General features: G+C 39.5%; 15 protein-coding genes. 6 read left to right on the top strand and 9 right to left on the bottom strand.

All coding sequences use genetic code 11. The features are described from left to right. Positions 1-175: 175 nt before the first annotated feature. Both NIES592_RS09945 and NIES592_RS09950 read right to left on the bottom strand, forming a co-directional pair. A complete protein-coding gene (locus NIES592_RS09945; protein WP_073555651.1) occupies positions 176-5302 on the bottom strand; it encodes an nSTAND1 domain-containing NTPase in 5127 nt (1708 codons plus the stop codon). Positions 5303-5438: 136 nt separating this feature from the next. Beyond that, complete coding sequence (locus NIES592_RS09950) at positions 5439-6785, bottom strand: ATP-binding protein (RefSeq protein ID WP_073555652.1); 1347 nt, start codon at positions 6783-6785, stop codon at positions 5439-5441. Positions 6786-7751: 966 nt separating this feature from the next. Between NIES592_RS09950 and NIES592_RS09955 the strand changes: the two genes are divergently transcribed. The 3 genes from NIES592_RS09955 to ftsZ all read left to right on the top strand — a co-directional run bounded on the left by NIES592_RS09955 (position 7752) and on the right by ftsZ (position 11049). Then, positions 7752-8615 carry a cell division protein FtsQ/DivIB gene (locus NIES592_RS09955; protein ID WP_073555653.1) on the top strand — a complete coding sequence of 288 codons (864 nt, stop codon included), beginning with the start codon at positions 7752-7754 and terminating at the stop codon, positions 8613-8615. Positions 8616-9496: 881 nt separating this feature from the next. Beyond that, a complete protein-coding gene (locus NIES592_RS09965; protein WP_231936197.1) occupies positions 9497-9700 on the top strand; it encodes a hypothetical protein in 204 nt (67 codons plus the stop codon). Between the two features lie 56 nt (positions 9701-9756). Beyond that, positions 9757-11049 (top strand): cell division protein FtsZ, encoded by a 1293-nt coding sequence (gene ftsZ, locus NIES592_RS09970; protein ID WP_062250711.1) that lies wholly within the window; start codon positions 9757-9759, stop codon positions 11047-11049. 566 nt (positions 11050-11615) lie between these two features. Here ftsZ and gshB read toward each other — a convergent pair. The 4 genes from gshB to hflX form a co-directional block, all read right to left on the bottom strand. Beyond that, positions 11616-12584, bottom strand: a complete 969-nt coding sequence (gene gshB / locus NIES592_RS09980; protein WP_062250709.1) for a glutathione synthase — start codon at positions 12582-12584, stop codon at positions 11616-11618. Positions 12585-12696: 112 nt separating this feature from the next. Next, positions 12697-12969, bottom strand: a complete 273-nt coding sequence (grxC, locus tag NIES592_RS09985) for a glutaredoxin 3 (protein ID WP_062248292.1) — start codon at positions 12967-12969, stop codon at positions 12697-12699. Positions 12970-13913: 944 nt separating this feature from the next. Further along, entirely contained in the window at positions 13914-14852 is a 939-nt protein-coding gene (locus NIES592_RS09990) for a hypothetical protein (RefSeq protein ID WP_073555656.1), read from the bottom strand. 550 nt (positions 14853-15402) lie between these two features. Then, on the bottom strand, positions 15403-17145 hold the full coding sequence (gene hflX, locus NIES592_RS09995; RefSeq protein WP_178379523.1) for a GTPase HflX: 1743 nt from the start codon (positions 17143-17145) through the stop codon (positions 15403-15405). A 224-nt stretch (positions 17146-17369) separates the two neighbouring features. On the opposite strand from hflX, the gene NIES592_RS10000 reads away from it, so the two are divergent. Further along, positions 17370-18071 (top strand): Uma2 family endonuclease, encoded by a 702-nt coding sequence (locus NIES592_RS10000; protein WP_073555658.1) that lies wholly within the window; start codon positions 17370-17372, stop codon positions 18069-18071. Between the two features lie 16 nt (positions 18072-18087). On the opposite strand, the gene NIES592_RS10005 is transcribed toward NIES592_RS10000, so the two are convergent. Both NIES592_RS10005 and NIES592_RS10010 read right to left on the bottom strand, forming a co-directional pair. Then, the gene (locus NIES592_RS10005; protein WP_073555659.1) at positions 18088-20301 is read right to left on the bottom strand and encodes a Piwi domain-containing protein; all 2214 of its coding nucleotides are present in this window, start codon (positions 20299-20301) and stop codon (positions 18088-18090) included. Then, the gene (locus tag NIES592_RS10010) at positions 20298-21110 is read right to left on the bottom strand and encodes a PD-(D/E)XK nuclease family protein (protein WP_073555660.1); all 813 of its coding nucleotides are present in this window, start codon (positions 21108-21110) and stop codon (positions 20298-20300) included. The genes NIES592_RS10005 and NIES592_RS10010 overlap by 4 nt, the downstream gene beginning before the upstream one ends. A gap of 112 nt (positions 21111-21222) precedes the next feature. Here NIES592_RS10010 and NIES592_RS10015 point away from each other — a divergent pair, with 112 nt between their 5' ends. Both NIES592_RS10015 and NIES592_RS10020 read left to right on the top strand, forming a co-directional pair. Continuing rightward, positions 21223-21579, top strand: coding sequence for a helix-turn-helix domain-containing protein (locus tag NIES592_RS10015; protein ID WP_009456814.1), 357 nt, complete (start codon positions 21223-21225; stop codon positions 21577-21579). Continuing rightward, on the top strand, positions 21576-22226 hold the full coding sequence (locus NIES592_RS10020) for an ImmA/IrrE family metallo-endopeptidase (RefSeq protein ID WP_073555661.1): 651 nt from the start codon (positions 21576-21578) through the stop codon (positions 22224-22226). Before NIES592_RS10015 ends, NIES592_RS10020 begins: the two co-directional genes overlap by 4 nt. Positions 22227-22400: 174 nt before the next feature. Here the strand turns inward: NIES592_RS10020 and purQ are convergent, their stop codons facing one another. Continuing rightward, complete coding sequence (gene purQ / locus NIES592_RS10025) at positions 22401-23081, bottom strand: phosphoribosylformylglycinamidine synthase subunit PurQ (RefSeq protein WP_073555662.1); 681 nt, start codon at positions 23079-23081, stop codon at positions 22401-22403. Between the last annotated feature and the right edge of the window lie 122 nt (positions 23082-23203).

Below are 23203 nucleotides of genomic sequence, written 5' to 3' on the forward strand. Positions count from 1 at the left end.
ATGGGGGGCTAGGGGTCCCCACTTTGTGGGGTTAGGGGGCAATGGGGAACTCACCGGCCCCTGGTGGGGATTAGGGGCGGTAGGGAGAGATAGAGTAGTGAGCCAGTAACTACTAACTACTAACTACTAACCACTAACTACCACCCATTAACAACCAACAACCAACTATTAACAACTAACTCTTGACCCCATAACAGAGGGAGCGATCATGCTGATCTACGTTGCGATTGTATCGAAGATAATTATTTACCCAGTTACAACCACGCGATAGTAAGTTATTCATGTCCAAATTCCACAGAATAATGGTGTTGTCATCACCAGCAGATGCCAATGTTTGACTATCAGGACTAAAACTAACACTTAATACTGGAGCATGATGTCCATTGAGAGTTTTAATCAATTTGCCATCATGACTCCAGAGTTTCACTGTGCTGTCCCAACCAGCAGCAGCAAGAATTTCACCATTGGGACTAAAAGTCACAGAGTTAACACTATCGCTATAACCCTTTAACAAGGTTTTCAATAATCTACCGTCAGAACGCCATAGCCTGACAGTGTTATCCCAGCTAGCAGAAGCCAGTAAATGATCAGTAGGACTAAAACTTACACCTAAAACCCAACTGTCATGAGGTGAGAAGGTTTTCAACAAATTACCATCTTTTCCCCAAAGCTTCACTGTTTGATCATCACTAGCTGAAGCGAGAATCTGACTATCTGGACTAAAACTGACGCTATTGACCCAACCGTGATGTCCTACTAGGGTTTTAACCAAGCGACCTTCACGGTTCCAAAGTTTCACTGTCTGGTCTTTACTACCCGATGCTAACAACTCCCCATCTGGACTGAAGCTAACACTCATGACACTATCACTATGTCCATGTAGGGTTTTGAGTAGATGACCATCTAGACTCCATAATTTCACGGTTTTATCATAGCTTCCAGAGGCTAGCATTTGATTTTTGGGGTCAAAACTGACGCTAGGAACTCTATCAGCGTGTGCAGCTAGAGTTTTATACAAGCGAGTTCTACCGCTATTGCGGTCACGTTGCCAGAGTTTGACAGTGTGATCCTTACTACCAGAAGCTAACAGTTCGCCACTATGACTCCAAGCGACACTCAAAACTCGGTCTTTATGACCTTGAAGGACTGGCAATGTTGGCGCATTTAGACTCCACAATCTCACTGTTTTGTCATAACTGGCAGATGCTAGGAGCTTTTGATCCGGGCTGAAAACTACACTCACCACAGCATCACTGTGTCCTTTAAAGGTTTTGTAAGGTCGATTCTCAAACTCACCTTTTTCATTGATTTTCCAAAGGTATACACTGTTGTCATCACCGGCACAAGCTAGCTGTTGGCTATCAGAACTAAAGTTGAGATTCCAAACAATTGTATTGTGTTGTTGCAAAGTTTTATAAAGATGAAAATCATAGCCATTTTTACCACTTTTGCCCAAACGCCAAAGTTTGACTGTTTTGTCTCGACCTGCTGTTGCTAGTACTTGAGCGTTAGGGCTGAAAGCTAGGGCTATTACTCCTTCTTGATTTGCTAACAAAGTTTTCACTAATTTACCGTCTCGTCGCCAGATTTTGACTGTTTTGTCGTCACTGGCTGAGGCAAGAAACTGACCATTAGGACTGAAGCTTACCCAGTTAACCCAACCTTGATGTCCTCGCAGTGTTTTGATTAATTTTCCATCCCGATGCCATAGCTTAACAGTTCTATCCTTACTGCTTGTAGCTAATAATTTTCCATCTGGGCTAAAAGCAACACTAAAAATCCAATCTCTGTGTCCTTGTAGGATTTTATCTGCTTGTGGATCAAGTTTTCCTGTTGTTGGATTAAGATGCCAAATTTTGACTGTTTTGTCACGGCTGGTTGAGGCTAAAGTTTTACTGTCAGGACTAAAGCTTATACCCGTGATCGCATCACTGTGAGCATCTAATGTTTGGAGTAATGTACCATTAGGACGCCATAATTTTACAGTGCGATCGCGGCTACCTGATGCCAGCAATTTACCATCAGGACTGAATGCAATCCCCCAAACAATATCATTATGTCCTTCTAGCCGATTGACCTCGGTGACTCCATATACTGCCTGCTGTAAAGCTGTTACTACCCGCATTCGGGTATCTGGTTCTACTCCATTTGCTTGCTTGAGCCTCCGCCATGCTCGTAAACTTTCCAAAAGAGCATCAAATTCTTTATTAGAAGCAAATAAAGCTTCTGAGGAAGCAGTGATGGCACTAATTTTCAAGTTAGTCTCGCTACGTTCTGCCCGCCTAGTTTCGCGAATAGCTGCTCTTTTTTGTAAGTCAGCTTGCCACCATAACCCGGCAATTGTTGCTGCCATCATGGCCAAGACTAAACCTGCTATACGTGCCTCTCGTAGTCGTTTTTGTAAAACTAAATTCAGCTGTTCTTGACTGAGTTTCTGGGCTACTTCTGCTCTGGTTTTTTCAAATCTGACTTTGGCAAGTTCAGCTACCATTCCATATTTATTTTTTTGACGAATTGGCTCCACTAAATAATCGTGAACCAACTGATAGCGATCGCCTGATTCTTCTTTGACCTGCAATACTAATCCACTACCGACCAATATATCTAAAATCATTTCTATATTGGTTATGGTATGGTGCGAATTTCGATCTGGGCTAATGGGGTGACGGGGAGAAGTTCTTTGCCCACCTGCCAATTTCCCAACCTCCCCACCTTTTTCTTTAACCAATGTAGCTACTAATTCAACTTTTGTTTTAATCGGTCGTGTACCTTTTTCATCAGTTAACTCAAACAATAATTGCCAGCTTAATTGTTCGTTCTCCCGACCACAATCTTTGATGACTTCTTCTAGCCAACGTTGTACTAATTTCTTAGAGCCACCACAACGCTTATATTCTTCAATTGTAGTGATATTTTCTGTTTGCAGTTGCGCGCAGACTATTTGTAATTCAATCGGATGTACTTCATCAAATTCTCCTGCTAAATCATGTACTATTTGGTTTATTAGCTCATGACTTAATCCATAATAAGAACGTTGATTTAAACTTTGAATGACACCGATTGCATCTTTTCTAGAAAATTTTCCTAAGTAATACCGAATATCTTTATCAAGAATATTTTTATTGATTACGTCTAACTTACAACCAAACTCATTATTCTGATTACACAGACGCTCTAATTCTAATAAATAATGTAAATAATCTTCTCTTAACGATAAAATTATTTTGACAAATGCAATATCTAAACATTCACTAAAAAACTGATAAAATTTTATTCTTGCAAATTTATTTTTATTGACAAAGAAAAATTCTTCAAATTGATCTAAAATTAGAATAATAGTATAATTTTGGTCAGTTAAAGACTGCAATTGCTCAATAATAATTTTATGTGAAAATTCACTACTAATAGTAATTTCTGTTTGGGCGATCGCCTGGTTTAAACTATGCCCTAAAGTTGCTTGCCAATCTGTATACACAGATAAAACAATCGGTAAAGGATTGCGTTCTCCGATAGTTGTTTGTTTTAAAGCTGGTACTAATCCAGCTTTGAGAATTGAGCTTTTACCAACACCACTAGGGCCATGAATAACCGTGAGTTTACAGTCTGCGCGGGTAATTCTTTCAATCAAACGATTGATATCTTGCTGTCTCCCGGAAGCAGCAATTTCTTGGGCAATTTCCTCGGGAAAGTTCGTGCTTGTTTGTGATTGGAAAGCGGAATTAAGTCTGTAACGTTGTGGCTGTAGTTGACTAGCACCAATAAAAGCACGAAAGCCGTACTGATGCTCAATTTTAATTTTTTCTTGTTTGAGATTAAATGCTTCTAAATAGTCATGGCGTTCAAAAAAGTATAGCGATCGCAACTCATCTACAATCTCCAAGTACAGCGATGGTTCATACTGTGGTTCACAAACAACCTTCGCCCACTCTAGGTTATTGACTGCTTCTTCCCACTCACCCATTTGTCGTTGGGTGCGTCCTAATAAAAGCAGATAGGAACTTTCCTGTTGACGCGAAACTTCTGGCGCTTCCTCGGCAATAGAAAGCGCAGAATTGGCTAATTCATGGGCCGCTGTCCAATTCGATTCAGAAGCAGCCACAGCAGCTAAAAAGCCGTAGTCTTGAGCGACTTGGGCTTGATCACCATAAACTCGATGCAATTCTAGAGACTTGAGAGCTAATTCTTTCAAATCCTTCCAAGCTTGTAAACGTTGTAACATTTCGCAAGCTGACAAAATGAATTTGGCTACTAAATCTTGTCTTTCTGCTTTTTCCAAGACTTCCAGACATTGTCTAAACCAAAAGAGTGCGTCTTGCCAATACCTTCTGTTGAGTGCAGGACGTAATTCCGCCATCCGGCGATAGCACAGTCCTTGATGAAAGAGTACTACAGCCTGACGAAGAAGATGGGGTGATGGGGGGCTAGGGGTCCCCACTTTGTGGGGTTGGGGGGCAATGGGGTGATGGGGTGATAAGGAGATACCCCTACCCCCAGTTTTTCCCATCTCCCTATCTAAAGAAAGCTGCCAAAGCTCTAAACTATGTTGAAAATAATCTAAGGCTTCTTCAATTTGATCATTGGCATAGCGATCGCGTCCCAAAACAAATTCGAGACTTGCTTCTAACTCTGGTTCTAAATTGACACCATAGCGTGTTTGCAAGTCATGACGTGCTGACTCTATTTCGTGGCGTTGCTGAGATTTAGGATCTAAATCAAGGGCGGCATTAGATAAAAACTGTTCTGCTCCTGCTGCTAATATATTGGCAAATAAAGATTCTGTTTGCTGCTTAATTAGAGCAATTAAATCTTCTTTTGCCATTTCAAATTTGATCGTAGTTGCTGCCCAACTCCTAAAATCAGGTGCTAATTTTGACAGCAATGTTGCTACTTCGTCTTTCAGCCACAATATTAAAGGAAACGGAAAACTATCAGCATAGATATCTCGTGCTTGGTTGATACCAATTAATAAATTTTCCAAAGCGCTGACTGTCTCTAAACCGAAAACCATCACAGCAGATGGTAAACAATCTGTAATGACAGCAGGATTATCTAAAAATAATTCTGAAGCAATAGTGGCGTGCAGAGCAGTAACTGAGGTTGAAAGAAAAATTTCTCGTAAGTAAATATCCTGAGTTAGAGAACGGAGATTCTCTAGCATTTGTTCGCTTAGTTGCCTGTAATTGCATCGCACTAAAATAAGAGCAAATTGACCTTTGGAGAGTGCGATCGCCCGGATCAACCTTTGCAAAGAACGCTGATTTTCGCTGGCGTTCTCAGCAGCTGTGAATTTCCACTCTGTCATATTGCAAATTAGGGTCAAGAAATAGGGGTATAGGGGTGTGGGGGTATAGGAGGATGATTGAATTTTTGAGTTTTGCTGAACAATTTTTCTCTTACACCCTCATACCTTCATCCCTTTACACCCACCCTAAGTGTAGTTATGAGTTGTGAATAAACTGGCTTTGCTGCCAAGCAAGAATTTTTTCTGTTTCTGCTAACGCTGGACTAATACCAAACCAACGTCCTGTAGTATCACGGTATTCAAACACAAACATACTTCGTAGCAATATCTGGTAATCAGACTCGCCTTTGACACTCTGTTGATTAACTACTTCTAATAGCAATTCCCAGACGTGTTCATCAATTGCTAATAGCAGGTCATCACGATAGTCTTTGATGACTGCTTCTAAACAACTCTGAGAAAAGGGTGGATCTTGTCGTTGCAGACAACTGTACAACAGCCCTAGTAAGTTACGAATATGACCACCACTGATGCGACATAGACGATCTAAAGTTTGGGGGTGATCGAATAACTCTGTGATTAAATTTAGCCTTATATTCCAGGGAACTTCAGGAAAAGCTCTTGTCAGTACTAGTTGCCGTAATAGAGATATTCCTGGTTCGTAGTCACTACCATCTCTTTGGCGCACAAGTACCATTGGCAAGACTTTCGGAGCGATACCACCCCCAAGACGATTTTTGAGTGTTTCGTACTCATTAGAAAAAATTAATGCCAGGGGGATAGTGTAGACTACGTGGCATTTGAGGCGGCGTAACTGTTCGCCTCGGTCAATGAAAAGATACTCTGGTAGCGATCGCCCCGAAGCTAAAGGGCGCATATCGACTCGATCCAGGTTATCGACAATCACCACCAATCCTTTTTGACCACGCTGCTTTAACTGTTGAACAGCTTTGTCTAGCAATTCTTCGTTGATTGCTTGCAAAATACTATTGGTGCGTGGTTCCAAGTACTGCCGCAGCTGATTGCGTAATTGCGGGCTATCTTTTGTTTTTGCGCTAATTTTCGCGATACCTAAAGACAATTCCGCTTCTGCTGATAACTCTATCGGAGTCTGTAAAAAATCTCCAATTTCTCTAAACAGATTGCTAAAGTAACCTGATTTCTCTTTGATATTAATCGCTTCTAAACTAGTGCTGACTTGACGGGCTATACTCAGCAAAATATCGCTGACATCAATATCCGCCATGTCTAAATCTTGACTAGACTCAAAATAAACGACATGAAATCCTGCCAGTTCTAGTTCTGTCTTTAAGCGTTGTAATTCCGTTGATTTACCACAACCAATGTGACCTGTAAACAACTGACAAGTCGGGTCGTCTGGAGAAATACGAACTATTGTGCGTTGTAGCTCCTCTACAATTTTGCAACCACGTACATCAGAAAAGTCTATGTAGTATTGCCGATCCGCCGCATCACCCATTACCAGGGTTTTACTAGGATTACAGGCTTGATAAAAACGTTGTAAATTGAGTGCTGTTTTCATGTAGATGCAGTCTTATTTGTATATTAAGATACAAATAATTCCTACCTTCCTATAAAGGTATGCACTAGACTTCTTTGTTGCATGTTTTGCCATGAGTAAGTCCGTAGCATGGTAGGAATTTTATCATCCCTGATGGTTGATTTCATTCTGTCTTTTTTACACCTGTTGTTGAGATTTTGACAATCTCTAATTTTGCTTACGGCTGAACTAATGTAAGTCTATGCACCAGTTTTAGCGTGAAATAAACGATACAGTAAATTTGCCCTCAGTTGTAGCAGCGACAACAGGTATTCAAAAATAGTCACAGAAGTATATTAATTCAGTCATTTCATGAGGTAGTTATTATTTTGACTATGTTTTGTCAACTAGATTACAGTATATATGTCTATTTTTATTTTCCGCAATAATTCAAACAAATGTTATTTTTAAGTAAAATATTATACTAGCAAATACTTTATTAGCCAATACTTTTTGGTTAAAGGGGAAAGCTTGATAGTGAAGAGATGGAGAGAGACATTTCACTCTACCACCCTATTGGCGAGTGCGCCTTCATCTTTTACCTTTTCCCAGACACAAATGAACATAAAGCGTGTTTATCCAGGAAGGATTGTTTTAATAGCAGTCTTGATAGTAGATAATTCTCTGGCAGATGCAAAATCAGAGTATAATTTCGGTTTCGCACTTTGTTCTGAATTTTGCTTATTACATATAATTAGCAAAATGTCAATAATTATTTTTAGTCTTATTGCTGAAATGATGAGTATTATCTGTAAGACAAGGCTACATAAGTTCAATGTCCAGATTTGCAGATAATTCCAAATTCCAAATTTTATGAATGTACAATAGCTAACTACTAAAATCTTATTTTTGTTGCTGTACAGTGTTGGAAAGTCAGCTTTGACTAAAATTATTGAATGTTACAGATGTGCAATCACGACTTGGATTAAGAGTGTGACAGAGGTTTGAATGGCTGGTATAGTATCGATTTCCCGCACAATCCTTGCAGGACGCCGTAAGAAGTTACGCAAAAAGCGCCAGATCAAATTGATTCAAGCAATTTGGCGAACTATTGCTGTGACTAGTTTGGCTGGTGGTTTGCTGTGGATAGCAATTCAACCTATTTGGGTTCTCAAAACTCCTAAAGATGTGGTGATTTCAGGAAATCAATTACTGTCAGACGAGGAGGTTCAGTCTCTACTGATGCTGTCTTATCCTCAATCTTTGTGGCGGATTGAACCTTATAAGATTGCTCGTTCTTTACAGCAGCAGCCAAGTATTGCCCAAGCCACCGTCAGTCGTCGTTTGTTTCCTCCTGGATTGGTAGTCCAACTTCAGGAAAGAACACCAGTAGCGATCGCTCAAGTACGCCGAGAACAAGATAAAAGCAAAAATGGCAATACAAAAGTAATCATGGGATTAATAGATGCTAATGGCGTATGGATACCTTTAGAGAATTTTACTTCCCTCAACTCTAAAGTTAAACTACCTACTTTAAAAGTGATCGGATCACCAGAACAATACCGTCCCTACTGGAGTGATTTTTATGAAGCGATAAGTCAAACTTCCTTAAAAGTAACGGAAATAGATTGGCAAGATCCAACAAATTTAATTTTAAAAACAGAACTAGGTTTAGTACATCTCGGTACACCAAGTTCCCAGCTACCAGAACAAATTAAGGTGCTTGCCCAGATCCGCAATCTACCCTCACAACTCAATCCCAATGACATAGAGTACATTGATCTGAAAAATCCAGAACATTTACTAGTACAAATGAACAAAAAAAACAGCAAACCAATTTCCAAACAGACCAAAAAAAATCAGCGTGTTTGATATCAAATTCATCCTAGCCAACAAAGAAGTTTTGTGTTCAAAAAAATATATTTACTATTTAAGTTGGGTTTTCCGAGACGTCTATGTAAAAATCGGCATTAACTTCTAATTGAATTGGAGGATTAGTTGCAAAACCTCTCTTTAGACAGTCAGAACTTTCATGGTTATTTGCCTAACATCTACATGATGGTTGGAAGGTTTAGGTTCTTTACCTATGGCGTCTTGCCTAAAAGTATTTTTTTACCTATCCACCCTTCATTTTAGCATAATACTTGCTATAGTGAAGTTCTTTTTACTACCTGCTAACTTATGTGGGTAAAGTATTACTTTTAACCACCCTTAGACAATTTCCTGTCGAGTGGGTGCTTTAATTAAGGTTAAGTAAAACAGTAAATCAATCAAATGTTTCAAAATCTCAGTCAACCACAACAAACATTACTTTCTGTTGTTTCTGTTTTGAGCATTGATAAATAAATTATTAAGACAAATTTTGTGTCTTAAGTTGCAATTATCCCCAATGGTGAATCCTATTAAACATATCACTAACCTAGAACAGACGCGCTATGACCCGTGTTGCCAGGTAACACAATTAGCCCAGTATTTTACGTATATAATATCGCTAAACCTAAACCATTGTATAATTAAAAACTTTAAATCCATGCAGTTTGTTAACCTACATCTATTTATTTCTAGCTTTCGGGATTGTTTTCCTTTGTTTATGTTGAATATTTTATACCAAATTGATTTAGTATTTTCAGTAACTGAAGAAAAAAATTCTGATCACAGCTGTAAAATTGATGACCAATATAAAGCAATAGCAGCAAAAGGCAGAAGTTATTGGGGTTACCAAAGGTATACCGAGTCAAATCGGTAAAAAAGCAGTGAATATATTAATGTCTGGTGGAAGTTACACAGGTCAATTTCAGGTAAATAGTAGGTATACTTCTCTAGAATTAGTTGTGCAAACAGGTGCCTTGATGGCTTATCCCATAACAAAGTTTCCTAACTCTCATCCTGAAAGGGTTGGAAGTATGGAGAACAAGAAAGAACAATGTCATATTGTTGATGGCAGCGTCACACTATAGTTGACTCTTAGGTGAATAGCACCTTAAAAAGTCGTTTATCTACCTTTGTGAATCCAATGACACTTGATAATAACCAAGGACTTACCTATAAAAACTCTCAATCTTCAGGACAGTCTGCTTTCTCACTGGCTGTTAATTCCACCAATCCGTTTAATCATTCAGGGCTGAGCTTTGGGCAAAATAATGACAGCAAGAAAATTGAGCGTGAAGATGCGCGAATAGGTGACATTGTTCCTGGTCGAGTCGCCAACATTAAAGTGATTGGTGTCGGTGGCGGTGGTAGTAATGCTGTTAACCGCATGATTGCATCAGATGTAAGTGGGGTAGAGTTTTGGTCTATCAACACTGATGCTCAAGCTTTAACTTTGGCAGCAGCTCCCAGCCGACTACAAATAGGGCAGAAACTGACACGGGGGCTGGGAGCAGGTGGTAATCCTGCTATTGGTCAAAAAGCTGCCGAGGAATCACGGGACGAGATTGCGACGGCTCTAGATGGTGCTGATTTAGTATTTATTACCGCTGGCATGGGTGGTGGAACTGGTACAGGTGCGGCTCCGATTGTGGCAGAAGTAGCGAAAGAAATGGGCGCTCTTACTGTTGGTGTCGTTACACGTCCCTTTATCTTTGAGGGACGCCGCCGCATCAGCCAAGCAGAACAAGGGATCGAGGGGCTAAAAAGTAGGGTAGATACACTAATTATCATTCCTAACAACAAGCTACTAGAAGTTATCCCCGAACAAACACCGATGCAAGAAGCTTTTCGCTATGCAGATGATGTGCTGCGGCAAGGGGTACAAGGCATTTCCGATATTATTACCATTCCTGGTTTGATCAACGTTGACTTTGCAGATGTGCGAGCAGTTATGGCCGATGCAGGATCAGCGCTCATGGGGATCGGTATTGGTTCTGGAAAATCTAGAGCCAGAGAAGCTGCGATCGCAGCGATTTCTTCACCATTGCTCGAATGTTCAATTGAGGGTGCTAGGGGTGTTGTCTTTAACATCACTGGTGGTAGCGATCTCACTCTGCACGAAGTGAATGCTGCTGCTGAAACAATCTATGAAGTGGTTGATCCCAACGCCAATATTATTTTTGGCGCGGTGATTGATGACAGACTCCAAGGTGAAGTGAGACTTACCGTGATTGCGACTGGATTTACTGGTGAAGCCCCAGCTGCACAACAACCTAACGTTACCCAAGGACGAGTAGTACAACCCCCACCACAAAGAAGACCAATGCAGCAACCTCCTGCGCCTAATCCACCAACACAAACTCCAGAACCAAAAGAAAAAGGTTCGGTGTTGGATATTCCTGATTTTCTGCGAAAGCGGACACCACCACGTAATTAAGATGATCAGCGATTGGCTTTCTGGCTGCTCATACCAATTTTGGATTTTAGATTTTGGATTTTGGATTGAGAGTCTTTGCCAAAAGGCTATGCCAATAATCTCAAATAACACTATTTATCCCTATTTGGTATTATTTCTAATTCCCTTAGTTAATACTAGGAATTGGAATCAGCAATTCAGTTACCATTTTTGTTACAGCCAATTAGTCACTCAATTCATCTACCCATCCGAAAGAGTGAAATTAGCTTCGGCTGGAGTCAGCTTGTTTAAAATACCCAGTGTGTTTGTCAAAAACAAAAGCGATCGCACTTGTTTTGGTTGTCGATCAATGTCTCTTAATATCGTCTTGAGTTGGGATAATTATTGTTGATGGTAGACTTGTTTAACTTTTGTAGTCTTTCAGCACACAACTATTTTTAACTGGCAGTCTGAATTTTAGTACCTAATACTACTGTAAATCCCTATATTATTTGTAATTATTGTTTCGGTTTACCAGGGTGCAAGGGAAATTACAGAGGAAGGATGAATTATGAACGTTAAAAAATTTCATAATTCATATTAATAATTTATAAATTTTTTGTCTGTTCGACCCAGCGAATAACCAAATGACCAAGACGAGTGTCGTCTAATCGGTCAATTTCACGTATTCCAGTAGGACTAGTGACGTTGACTTCGGTCAGATAGCCACCAATTACATCGATACCGACAAAAACTAAGCCATCTTTACGTAATATTTTGGCAACTTCGGAGCAGATTTCGTATTCTTTTGGGGTAATTTCGGTTTTGGCAACTGTACCCCCAGTCGCCATGTTATTACGAAATTCACCACTAGCAGAAAGGCGATTCACTGCTCCAATTGGTTTGCCATCTAGTAGGATAATCCGTTTGTCTCCTTCTTTTGCCTCTGGGATAAAATTTTGTACCATAACGGGTAGTCGACCTTGAATAGTACTGAGTTCGATGATGGAATTGAGGTTGCGATCGCTCGGTTGCAAAATTAAAATTCCCTCACCAGCTTTATTACCTAGTGGTTTGAGAACTGCTGTGCCTTTTGCTTCCACAAAGTCTCGGATAGTTTGTTTATCAGCAGTGACAATGGTTTCTGGTATTACCTTAGTAAATTGGAGGGCATACATTTTTTCGTTTGCCCCTCGGATGCCACTGGGACTATTGATTACCAAGGTTTTGTTTTGGTCAATGTAGTCCAGAATATAGGTGGCATAGAGGTAGGAAACTGTTACAGGTGGATCTGTCCGCATAAACACGGCATCCATTGTTTCTAAAGAAACATAAATGCGTTCGCCTATTTTGTACCAAGGACTTGCTGCTAGCCAGCGTCCTTCCACTAATTCAATAGGCATGAGTTCCACTCGTTCTAAAATGGCCCAAGCTTTTCCTGCTACTACACTTAGTAAATTCGCTTGAGTTATCCAGACTTCATGTCCCATGACATGGGCTGCTTCCATTAATGCGACGCTTGTGTCGTGACAAGGGTCAAGAGTCTGGATGGGATCAATAATAAAAGCCAGTTTCACACTTTCTGCCTCAATTGCCAGCAAATTCCACAGTCACTTAATTTAGACTATCCCCTGATGGTTAAACAAGTTTTGCGATCGCCCCCAGCAAAACACCATCGAACTCTTACATCTATACGCTATTGCCGGAAGCTAATAAATTATCTAGCTGTCCTCGGGCATCTAAAGCGTATATGTCATCACAACCACCAATGTGAACATTATCGATGAAAATTTGTGGTAAAGAGCGTCTTCCATTAGCTCTTTGAGCCATTTTATCCCGTGCAGCCTCATCTCCATCAATGTTGTACTCTGTGAAGTCGACCCCCTTCCTCTTCAGTAAGCTTTTAGCACGGATGCAAAATGGGCAAGTACTCCAAGTGTAAATTTCTACTTTTGCAGCCATAAGTCCTCAACTTTATTTAATAATTCTTAAATTTTAGAATGTTATTGCTGGCTCTGGGTGCTTCATCATGTTTTTGTCAATTCAGAGCAGATGCAAGGCTAATATTTTGAATTTTAGACTTTGTGAATCGTAGAAACTTAATACATGAAATAAATTAATGTTTTTTATCTGGGTATTTTATTTCTCAATTTAGTAAAACTTAATCGACAAATACCTACGAATATTCTTAATTCAAAAGACTATTTAACTAAAAATATAGCTATAAATATTTAACTTACATTATAGTTTATAATTTATATAAGGGCATTTGCTGGTGAGTTTATTACTAAAACAATAGTAACAAGCTCATCCAAACACTTAGCCCGTAAAACTTATATTGAATTGCATCTAGTAGCGTAACAAACTGATAATATTCGAGTTGCAGTACAGTTAACCTCAGCAATTGCACCGATATAAATTTATGAGCCACAAAAAATCTTTTCAGTATTTACCGCTAGATAAATATAGAGAGAATGAGTTAAGCTAGCCTTTAGCATCTTACATTTTAGCCTCTTAGCAGAGAGAACTTGCAAATATCATTTTTCTGTAATCCACAACATGAGCTTTATGAAATTAATAAGGATTATAAAATATAGTACTTATCCAAATGTAAGAGTAGATAAATCAAACTGAGCCAAGAAATATTACTATCTAGTAGGTGTAATTATACAAAATAAAATAGGCTTAAAATGCTAATGCATATCTAAGCCTATATTGAATATGAGTTCGATAAATATTCTCAGAATAAGCAATCAACTCGTCTGTAAGTAAACTGCTTCAATCACTGATCACTGTGAAATTGCGTTTTAGTCCTGCCTCCCAAGTTTTTTTGATAGCGGGATGTTGGTCTCATGAAATCTATCCAACTCACGTTATTTAAAAACATCAAAATTAAACAGTGTAATTTAATTTTGGTGACGAAACTGTTTGTTTTTCTTCATCAGTCCCAAAGTAGTTACAGCAAATAAACCTAAAGCGCCTGTCACACCAGGTTCAGGTACTTTTGCTGGTGGAGGTGGTGGAGCTTTGTAATAAGAACTTGCCCCTACCCAAATAGAATTACCACCGGAAACTCCAGGGTCATTCCCATAATTACCTATATGAACTGCCGCAAATATTTTATTGAGCTGATCTTGAAAATTGAAGTCTTCCGGATTGAGATCAAAAGCATCTAGCGAGATAGTAGCTGTAAAGCCATCATTGCTTGGGCCAGTTGCTTTTGGGCTAGTCTTCAAGTCTAACCCACTATAGGGGCCAGCCTTGATACTGTTTTCAGCAACATTAGAACTTTTTACATCATAAGGTGAGGATGACGACACCTCAAAAGCATTATTCTGAAACTTGCTATCGTCGTAATTTAAACTAACATCCAAAATCTTGTGGACGTTATCTCCTGCTAAATCGATCACTACATCGACTTTAGTAGAATCAAAAGGGTTTTGCTTAATAGTTAACGTTCCAAAAGATACACCAGCGTTAGTACAGTTGCTGCCAGAATAGCTATTATTACCCACTGTTCCAGAAATAACGCAATCTAGGTTAAAAACTATAGAACTAAAGTCAGAGGAAGCAGTGGAAGTACTACTAGGAGACTGAGTAGAACCACTATTAGAAATAGTGGTAGTGGAACTAGTAGTAGTTGAGGTATTGCTGTTTTGGTTGCTGTTACCGTTACCGTTGTTGTTACCACCTCCATTATTAGAACTAGTGGTAGTATTGTTTTGACTGTTGCCTTTGCTGTTGCCATTACCTGCTAAAGCTGAAGGCATAAAGCTCAAACAATAAAGTCCCACTAGTGATGCTGTAGATATTCCAAAAACTATTTTTCCCCAAAGCTTGTACATCGTATATATTCCTTACAAGTTTTTCAATTAATAATCCATTTGTTCATATGCACCCAATTTTTATAGCGTAATCAATTATCTTGTTTATTAGTTCTTTTGGCTTCCGTTGTTTCCACATTTTGTTGACAAATTCATATATTTGAAAGTTGTTTAAATTTGATAGATATGGCTGCAAATATAAAAAAATTATATTTCAATTATTTACTTACCGTGAAAGTACTTAATTAATAAAGATACAAAGCAAATAAATATCAAGAAAAATTCGAGATTAAAAATTATCAGTTGATATCAAGTCTGTTTAATAGTGCAAAATTCAGTACTCACACTCATAAAAAAAGTCCACATCAGCGGACTTTTTTAAAGTAGATATTTATATTCGACCTAGCCTAATTTCGGTTCACAAAATGGTTGATACAAATTAAGTTGTGTAGAGACGCAAATAATACTGCTCTACATCTAGCTTATTTACATAAGCAACGTGAAATGATATCGCTCCTGAACTTTGCTTTTAAAGCAGTGGGAATTTTGAACATGGGATAAAGTTATGTATTTACCGAGATGAAGTAGCGTATTGCACCAATTGACCAAGACGCTGACGTAGAGTTTCTAATCCCAAGCGCTTGCTTGCAGAAATAAATACTGCTAAAGGAAATTCTTCCCTTGCTTGAGCTAAGGCCTCACTACTAACTTGGTCAATTTTGTTAAAAACAACCAGTGCTGGGCCAGGGGTGACTGGCATTTGAGCCAGGATTTCCCTGACTGAACGAATGTGACTTAACCAAGCTGGATGCGACAAATCTACTAAATGTATTAAGGCATCAGCTTCTGTAACTTCTTCTAAAGTGGCACGAAAAGCATCCATTAACGATGCTGGTAATTCGTGGATGAAACCTACGGTATCTGTAATGAGAATTTCTTGGGGTTCATTAGTTGCTGCATGGGGAACAACTAAGCGGCGTGTGGTAGGGTCAAGGGTAGCAAATAATTGGTCGGCGGTGTAAACTTCGGCATTTGTTAAGGCATTAAGTAAGGTAGACTTACCTGCGTTTGTATAACCAACCAAAGCTACAGAAGGAATTTCTCGATTTTGTCGCCGTTGTCGCAACCGTTCTCGATGGGCCTGTAACTGGTTAACTTCTTGCTGTAAACGAGAAATACGCCGACTAATCGCACGTCGTTCGGTTTCCAATTTAGTTTCACCAGGACCGCGAGTACCGATACCACCACCGAGTCGAGACATGGCTTGTCCTCTGCCACTTAGCCGTGGCAGCATATATTCCAACTGTGCCAGTTCTACTTGTAATTTACCAGCACGAGATTGGGCGCGTTGAGCAAAGATATCCAAAATTACTTCTGTGCGGTCAACGACTCGGACACCAATTTGAGTCTCTAGGTTGCGGACTTGGGAAGGTGAAAGGTCGCGATCAAAGACTACAAGATTAGCTCCCAAAGTTTGGGCTGTGAGGGCTATTTCTTGTACTTTACCTTCACCAACTACTGTTTGGGGATGAATGCGCGATCGCTTTTGCCATAAAGTCTGCAATACCTCCCCACCAGCAGTATCCACTAATCGTCCTAATTCTGCCACGATGTCATGGAATTGTTGGGATGACAGATCATCGGTCATCACTCCAACTATCACCACGCGATCGTGGTCAGTATCTACCTCTTGGGCGACAAATTCCCGCCGGAACTCCTCTTCCAGTCCTTCTACTAAATCAATTAAATCCTGTTTTGCCAGTGCATCCAGACTCATTGGTGACGATACGTTCCAACTTGGGGATGGGACATTGCCATTTGCTACCTTCAAAGAGGGACTGGTAATCAAAGCGCGGGACTCTTGTGATGTCAGGTGCGCTAAATATGCTTCTTTGACGTAGCCTGTAGCCCCACCACCCCGTTTTTGAAATCCTGTTCCTGTAATATTTATTACTACTAATGCATCAAGCCGTTGTAATGCCATCGATGTCAGTGCCGCTTCATTAGGCGGTTCTGATTTGAGGTGCGTGGCGATACAACGGATACCGCTAAGTCGTTCCGCACCGTAACGGGGCAATTCCAACGGTGGAATTTGCGTTTGACGCGGAGTACCTACCCCGACACGGATTACTTGTCCGCGACGATTGAGATAGGTACATACAGGTTGATTGATTTCTGTACTAATAGCTGCCAAACGCTGAGCAAACTCCGGCGTAGTGATGCGATCGCTCGGAATGCGTTGGTGATACAGCCGCTGCAGTTGCTTGAGCTGGCTGGACTTTAAACCCTGAAGATTACCGAAAATAGTCTCGATAAGCGTCTTTGACCAGTGAACTGGTCCTCCGAATCCTACTCTTTCTATTTTACAATACTGTTTTGATGTCAAAACTCTTACAAAAAAAGGCAGAGGGCAGAAGATTATACTATATCAATGAAAACTTTAGTTATGGGTGGCTTTCCAACCTACTAGAGCAGCAAATGCGATCGCTCCACCGTGACAACGATAAAATAAATCCATAAATACCTGATGCCCAAACTATGTCCCTCGCCAAAGAATTAGACTCTCCTCAAGGCATCCCAGAAGATGTTATCCTTCCCCCAAGTGATTTATACAGCGATGAGCCTCCTTTGGAAAGTGAACTGCATCTAGAGCAAATCATGCTCTTACTTAAATGTCTAAAATGGTTGTGGCGAGACAGAACTGATTTCTATGCTGCTGGCAATCTGACTATTTACTACAGCCTTAATAAAAGTAAATCAGAAGACTTCTGGGGGCCAGATTTTTTTGTTGTGCTAGACACTGAACGCAAAACTCGTAAAAGTTGGGTAGTTTGGGAAGAAGACGGCAAATATCCAAATGTAATTCTGGAAATTCTCTCTGAATCAACAGCTAATATTGATAAAGAATTTAAGAAAAAACTTTACCAAGATACCTTCCGCACACCCGATTATTTTTGGTTCGATCCATACACATTAGAATTCGCTGGTTTTCATTTAGTAGACGGCAATTATCAACCCCTAGAAGCAAGTAATCAAGGGCATTTATGGAGTCAGCAGCTAGGTTTATATCTAGGTATTCATCAGGGTTTATTGCGTTTTTTTACCCCTGAAGGACAGTTAGTTCCAACACCTGAAGAAGAGGCTGAGTCTGAACGTCAACAGAAAGAACTAGCACTAAGTAGAGCAGAAAGATTAGCTGCTAAATTGCGAGAGTTAAATATCGATCCAGATACAATTTAGCATTAAAGATTTGGAACTATAACCAAAATTGGCGATCGCCTTCCATCACGCTAGGACGAATACCTTGTAACCGCAGATAAGCCATACGGTCAGATCCATAGAGTGGCATAGGTAAGCGAGGTTCTTTCAAGGCTCCATGATGCAAGAGCGTTAGTTTGAGAGTTGTGTCTAAAACACTTTCAATTGATACTTGATGCCCTTTTTCGTGGATGGTCAAACGTATAGGACGAGCCAAGCCAACTTTATCAGGAACTTTAGTAGTTACCAAAATTGCTTCACGAGATGACAAACGAAGTGCTAATCCTTGTGATGGTGCGATCACAGTCTTTTGCTCTAGGTTATACAATCGGGGGACGCCAGATTTTTTACATTCGACCAAGATGAATTTGGCATCTATTGCTTTAGCTCTCTCTACCAAATAGTCAGCTTCTTTGCCAACAAAGGAACCATCACGGTAAATTAAGATGGTTTTATTTGCTAATTCGGTAGCAGGTAGTAAGCGCTCCAATAGTTTAGGTGGTATTGCCTCACCATCAATTAGATCATCTTCGAGTCGATAACGAATAAACTCTCCTTGTCTACCATATAAACGCACACTAGCACAGGCATTCCTTGTCCCTACTTGTGTTTTTTTAGAAATTCTAGAAATATCCAAGCCAATAAAATGATCAGCTATATCTAAGGATTCAGCCAAAATGAAAGGTAAATTACCTAGCTTTGCAAGAATTCCTGGAATTACTTGATTTAAAATATACTGATAGTTTCCAGAATTACTTAAAGTGTCCTCATAGATGATTTGGCTGGCAATCTGACGACGAAGTAACAAAGAGTAAATTTGATGGTAGAAGCTACCTTCATCTGTATCATCAGTATGGCGATCGCTTTCAGGTAAAAACGCCAAAACAATGTCATGAGGTATCTCAACTAATTCATTAACTGCTTTCTCAACAGCTGCTCTTGCTTCTGCTGTAGCCAAGTTTTTGATTGATAAAGGTTTTTTTGTAATAATCTCACTTCTAAAACCGTATTTTGCCAGACGTTGAGTTAATTGTTTCAGAAATAAAGATACTGTCACATCACACAATTTCAGTGCAGCAATCTGAATCACTTTTGATTTATCTTGAAATTTTCCGTGACGACGATAAACACCACCTATTGATAATCCTTTGAGAACTTCAGTTCTCTTGCCAGTAATACCATTACCAAATAGTAATTTTGTATCCTCTATTTTTACAGGAGGTTGCCAGAAGAAGCTTGGGTAATCTCGACTGTTGACACTAAGCTCCAATCGTATACCATAAGCTGCCAAACTCTCTTGTGCTGTTTTTTTGTACGAAGCTAAGAGATTAGTCCTTTCTTGATGGCTAATTTTAGTAGCCTTAAGTAATTTCCCATATTCCACTTCAAATTGATTAGCTGTCTCAGATGTCACACAAGGACGCAAAGCTGCCATAGCATAGTAAAACTGCTTTGTATCCTTACCAAACTGTATTGCAACTACAGGCTGATTGTCTGGTGCTTCTCGCAGTGCTTGTTTACTAGTTGAACCAGTGGCTTTTTCCAATAGTTGATCTCTATGTTCTCCGATAGTTCCAACAAGACCTACAATTATTGCGTTATTACCTCGTTCAATTTCTTGAACTTTCAAGCCAATTAAAAACTGTTCTGGTTTTTCCCTCTGATGATGTTTTTCGTAAAATTCAGCCAGATTGTCACGAAATACAATACTACTGCTGACTGTTAAAGTCAGAGCAGGATGTAAACTATCTTGTAATTCGATACTTTCTGTCCAAAAATCTGGTTCTCTTCTGACTATAACCCCATTATTTGAGAAAGCAATTGGATAGTCAAATTTAGTTTTTTTTAATACCTGAACAGCAAAAAGAGAAATAATAAATGGCGTTAATTGAGGATGACGTACTGATTGAAAACCAAATAAGCGTTCCTTAAAGTCATCTACTTCATTTTGAATCCTGATTAGAGTTTCTTGCAATTCATCCTTATTTGGTATTTGTCTATTAGAAGATGCCAAAACCCAAAAATAAGGCTGATGCCATATAACAACAGTTTCGGGTAACTTTAGACTAAAATGATAACTTAATCTGTTACCATCTTTCTTTTCTATTTCAGGTGTTAGTCGAAAACACATAAAATTTAATTGTGAAGCTGTTAATGGAAAAACTTCACTCAACGATTTGTACATTTGAGGAGATACAATAGCAACACTCATGCAGGAAGCTCAAACTGAGAAAATTGACAGATTGATGTAAATTGACAATTACGGCAAGGAATACCAGGATTAGCTGGAAATATATTGGCAAATTCAGATGGATTTTTCTTGTAGCGCTGTAATTCTTTTTGATGTTCTTGGGCTATTTGTGCTAACTTATCTTGAATTGCCTTTAATTGACCATTTGTGGCAGTAATTGACTCGGAGTGCTTACCCGTTTCTAAGTTATAAAATGAAGCAACAGCTTTTTGTTCAGGGTAGAGATAAGCAGCTGCCAACAAATAAACAAAAGCTTGTCTCCTATCAAAATCAGATGTACCAGTTTTAAAATCTAAAATATGTAGTCTGCCATCTGATTCAATCAAAATACAGTCGATAGCCGCAAATAAATTAAAAAAATAATTACCTTGTTGAATTAAAATTGGCTTTGGAATTCCTTCATCTCCTCGATTAAGTTGAAGAATATTCTTGCCAAGGAGGATTGGCGACTGATAGTAATTTTCTAAAATTTTAATAACTCGCTGTTGAACTTCAAGGGGCTTTTGATACAGTCTTAGTTTTTTTACTACTATATCCACACCATCTGATTGGTGTAATAGTTGGTCTTGGTGAAATTCGGAAATTCCTTTCTGTGCCAACAAACCAATATGCTGAGGAATAGTATCTTGCTCTAACAATGCTTTGACTAATGGTTCTTTTTTCCGCGCTCTAGAAAAACCTCTTTTCATATCACAGTGCCAATATTCTTTTCCCACAGACGAAGCAAACTGTGACCAAATGTTAAAACTTATATACGGTCGCCACACCATCATTTATGTCCTTTAAACTTAGAAATGTTGATTTTTTATTCAACACCAGACTAGCGCGTATTGATTTTTTAGTCAACACGCTATTATGATGTTTAGTTAAGCAGGAAAAAAAGTGAGTCAGAGTTTTGGTCAGCTTATTCGTCAAGCCCGTAAAGATAAGGGATTAAGTCAGCGTGAGCTAGCAAAACTAATAGGGCTAGATTTCACTTATCTTTCTAAGTTGGAGAATGATCGTGCAGACTATCCTCCCAAAGAAGATGTTATTCGGTCTTTAGCACAGAACCTAGATTTGGACGAGGAGGAGTTAATCTTTTTGGTTGGGCGTATTCCCCAGCGTGACGAGGATTTTATCAAACGACATTACAAGATAATGCCTGCTCTGTTTCGTCGGATGCAGGAAAATCCTGATTTTGCGAAAAGAATCTTTCGAGAAGCTACACAACCAGAAAATGAGGAGAAGCAAGGTTGAGCATCATTAAGCCGTATCGCTATATTCCTGACGAAGAAATTGAGGCTAGAGCCAATGACATTCTTAAACGGATGCAGGAAACGCCTAAATATATTCCCAAATGGCCTTTAGATGCAACTCGTGTGGCCGAGTTTCTAGGGTTGGATGTTGTCTGGGATAGGATACCGCCTGATGCTGAAGGAAAAATAGCAGCAAGGATTCTGCCGTTGGAACATTTGATTGAAATCAATGAGGATATTTTACAACTCCCCAAAGGGTTTGAAGAATCAACAGTAGCCCATGAATTAGGACATTGGGAACTACATATTGATCAGAAGGCTGCTGGTAAGTTTGAAGAACGAATAGAACAGAGTATTGAAATAGATATGCAACCTTTTTTGTGTCGTGCTGTTACTGGTCAATTACAAAAAATGGAACGGCAAGCTCAAAGTTTTGCTAGTTATTTGCTAATGCCTCGTTATATTCTGGAACAAATGGTAGCAGAACGTGATTTAACTAAATGGTCTCACCTTTATGCAATGCAAAAGGATTTAGGTGTAACAATATCTAATCTGACAACTCGTCTAAAACAGCTAAATTGGATTATCCTTCATCCGGCTGATAAGACAATTTACTTAGGAAAGGCTGCGCCTATGTGTAAAAAATAATTGGATCTGAATATTTTTTTGAGAATAACTGTTGTGTAATAGCGCACAACTAGCTGTGCGCCTGTACTGAAAATTTGCCAAATCCTACTCTTGCTCATCCGGTTCTTGCGGACGCTCAATAGCAGCAGGATTTACCGTCGCTTCATCCGTTAGGCTTAAATTTGTACTGATGTACTAAACTCCTGCTGCTACGACTGCTTTTTCTAACAAACCAGCAAACAACTTCAACCCATCTGTACCACCAAGGGCGGGATCTGCTGCCCTTTCTGGGTGGGGCATCATCCCTAAGACATTACCTATAGCATTGCAAATACCGGCGATGTTTTTCAGCGAGCCGTTCGGGTTCTCACCCTGGTAACGGAACACTATTTGACCGTTATCTTCTAGTTCTGCTAATGTCGGTCTATCTGCATAAAATCGTCCTTCTCCGTGGGCAATCGGTAAAGTGATAATTTCACCACTAGAGTAAGCTTGTGTCCAATCTAAATCATTGCGTTCGACTTTCAAGGGAGAACGATCGCAAATAAAATGCAAATCCCGATTTCTTGTCAAGGCTCCTGGTAAGAGTCCTGCTTCAGTTAATACTTGAAAACCATTACAAATACCGAGGACAAATTTACCTTTTTGTGCATGTTCGATGACTTGCTGCATCACGGGTGAGAAACGAGCGATCGCACCACAGCGCAGATAATCGCCATAGCTAAATCCACCAGGGAGAATAATCACATCTAAATCGGCAATATCCGTATCTTGATGCCAAACCATGCGAGTTGGTTGCTTTAAGATGTCCCTGGTAACGTAAGCAACATCGCGATCGCAATTAGAACCTGGAAAAACAACAATACCAAATTTCATTTTTAGTCAAGAGTTGGTAGATAGAGGTTAATAGTTATACCGTTTCACTACAAGTTTGATACATTTGGCAGCGGTAGGAAACAAACAGAATGGGGAGATTTGAGGAAGATTTGTATCAAAAT

Source organism: Fischerella major NIES-592, from assembly GCF_001904645.1.
GTDB classification, from domain to species: domain Bacteria; phylum Cyanobacteriota; class Cyanobacteriia; order Cyanobacteriales; family Nostocaceae; genus Fischerella; species Fischerella thermalis.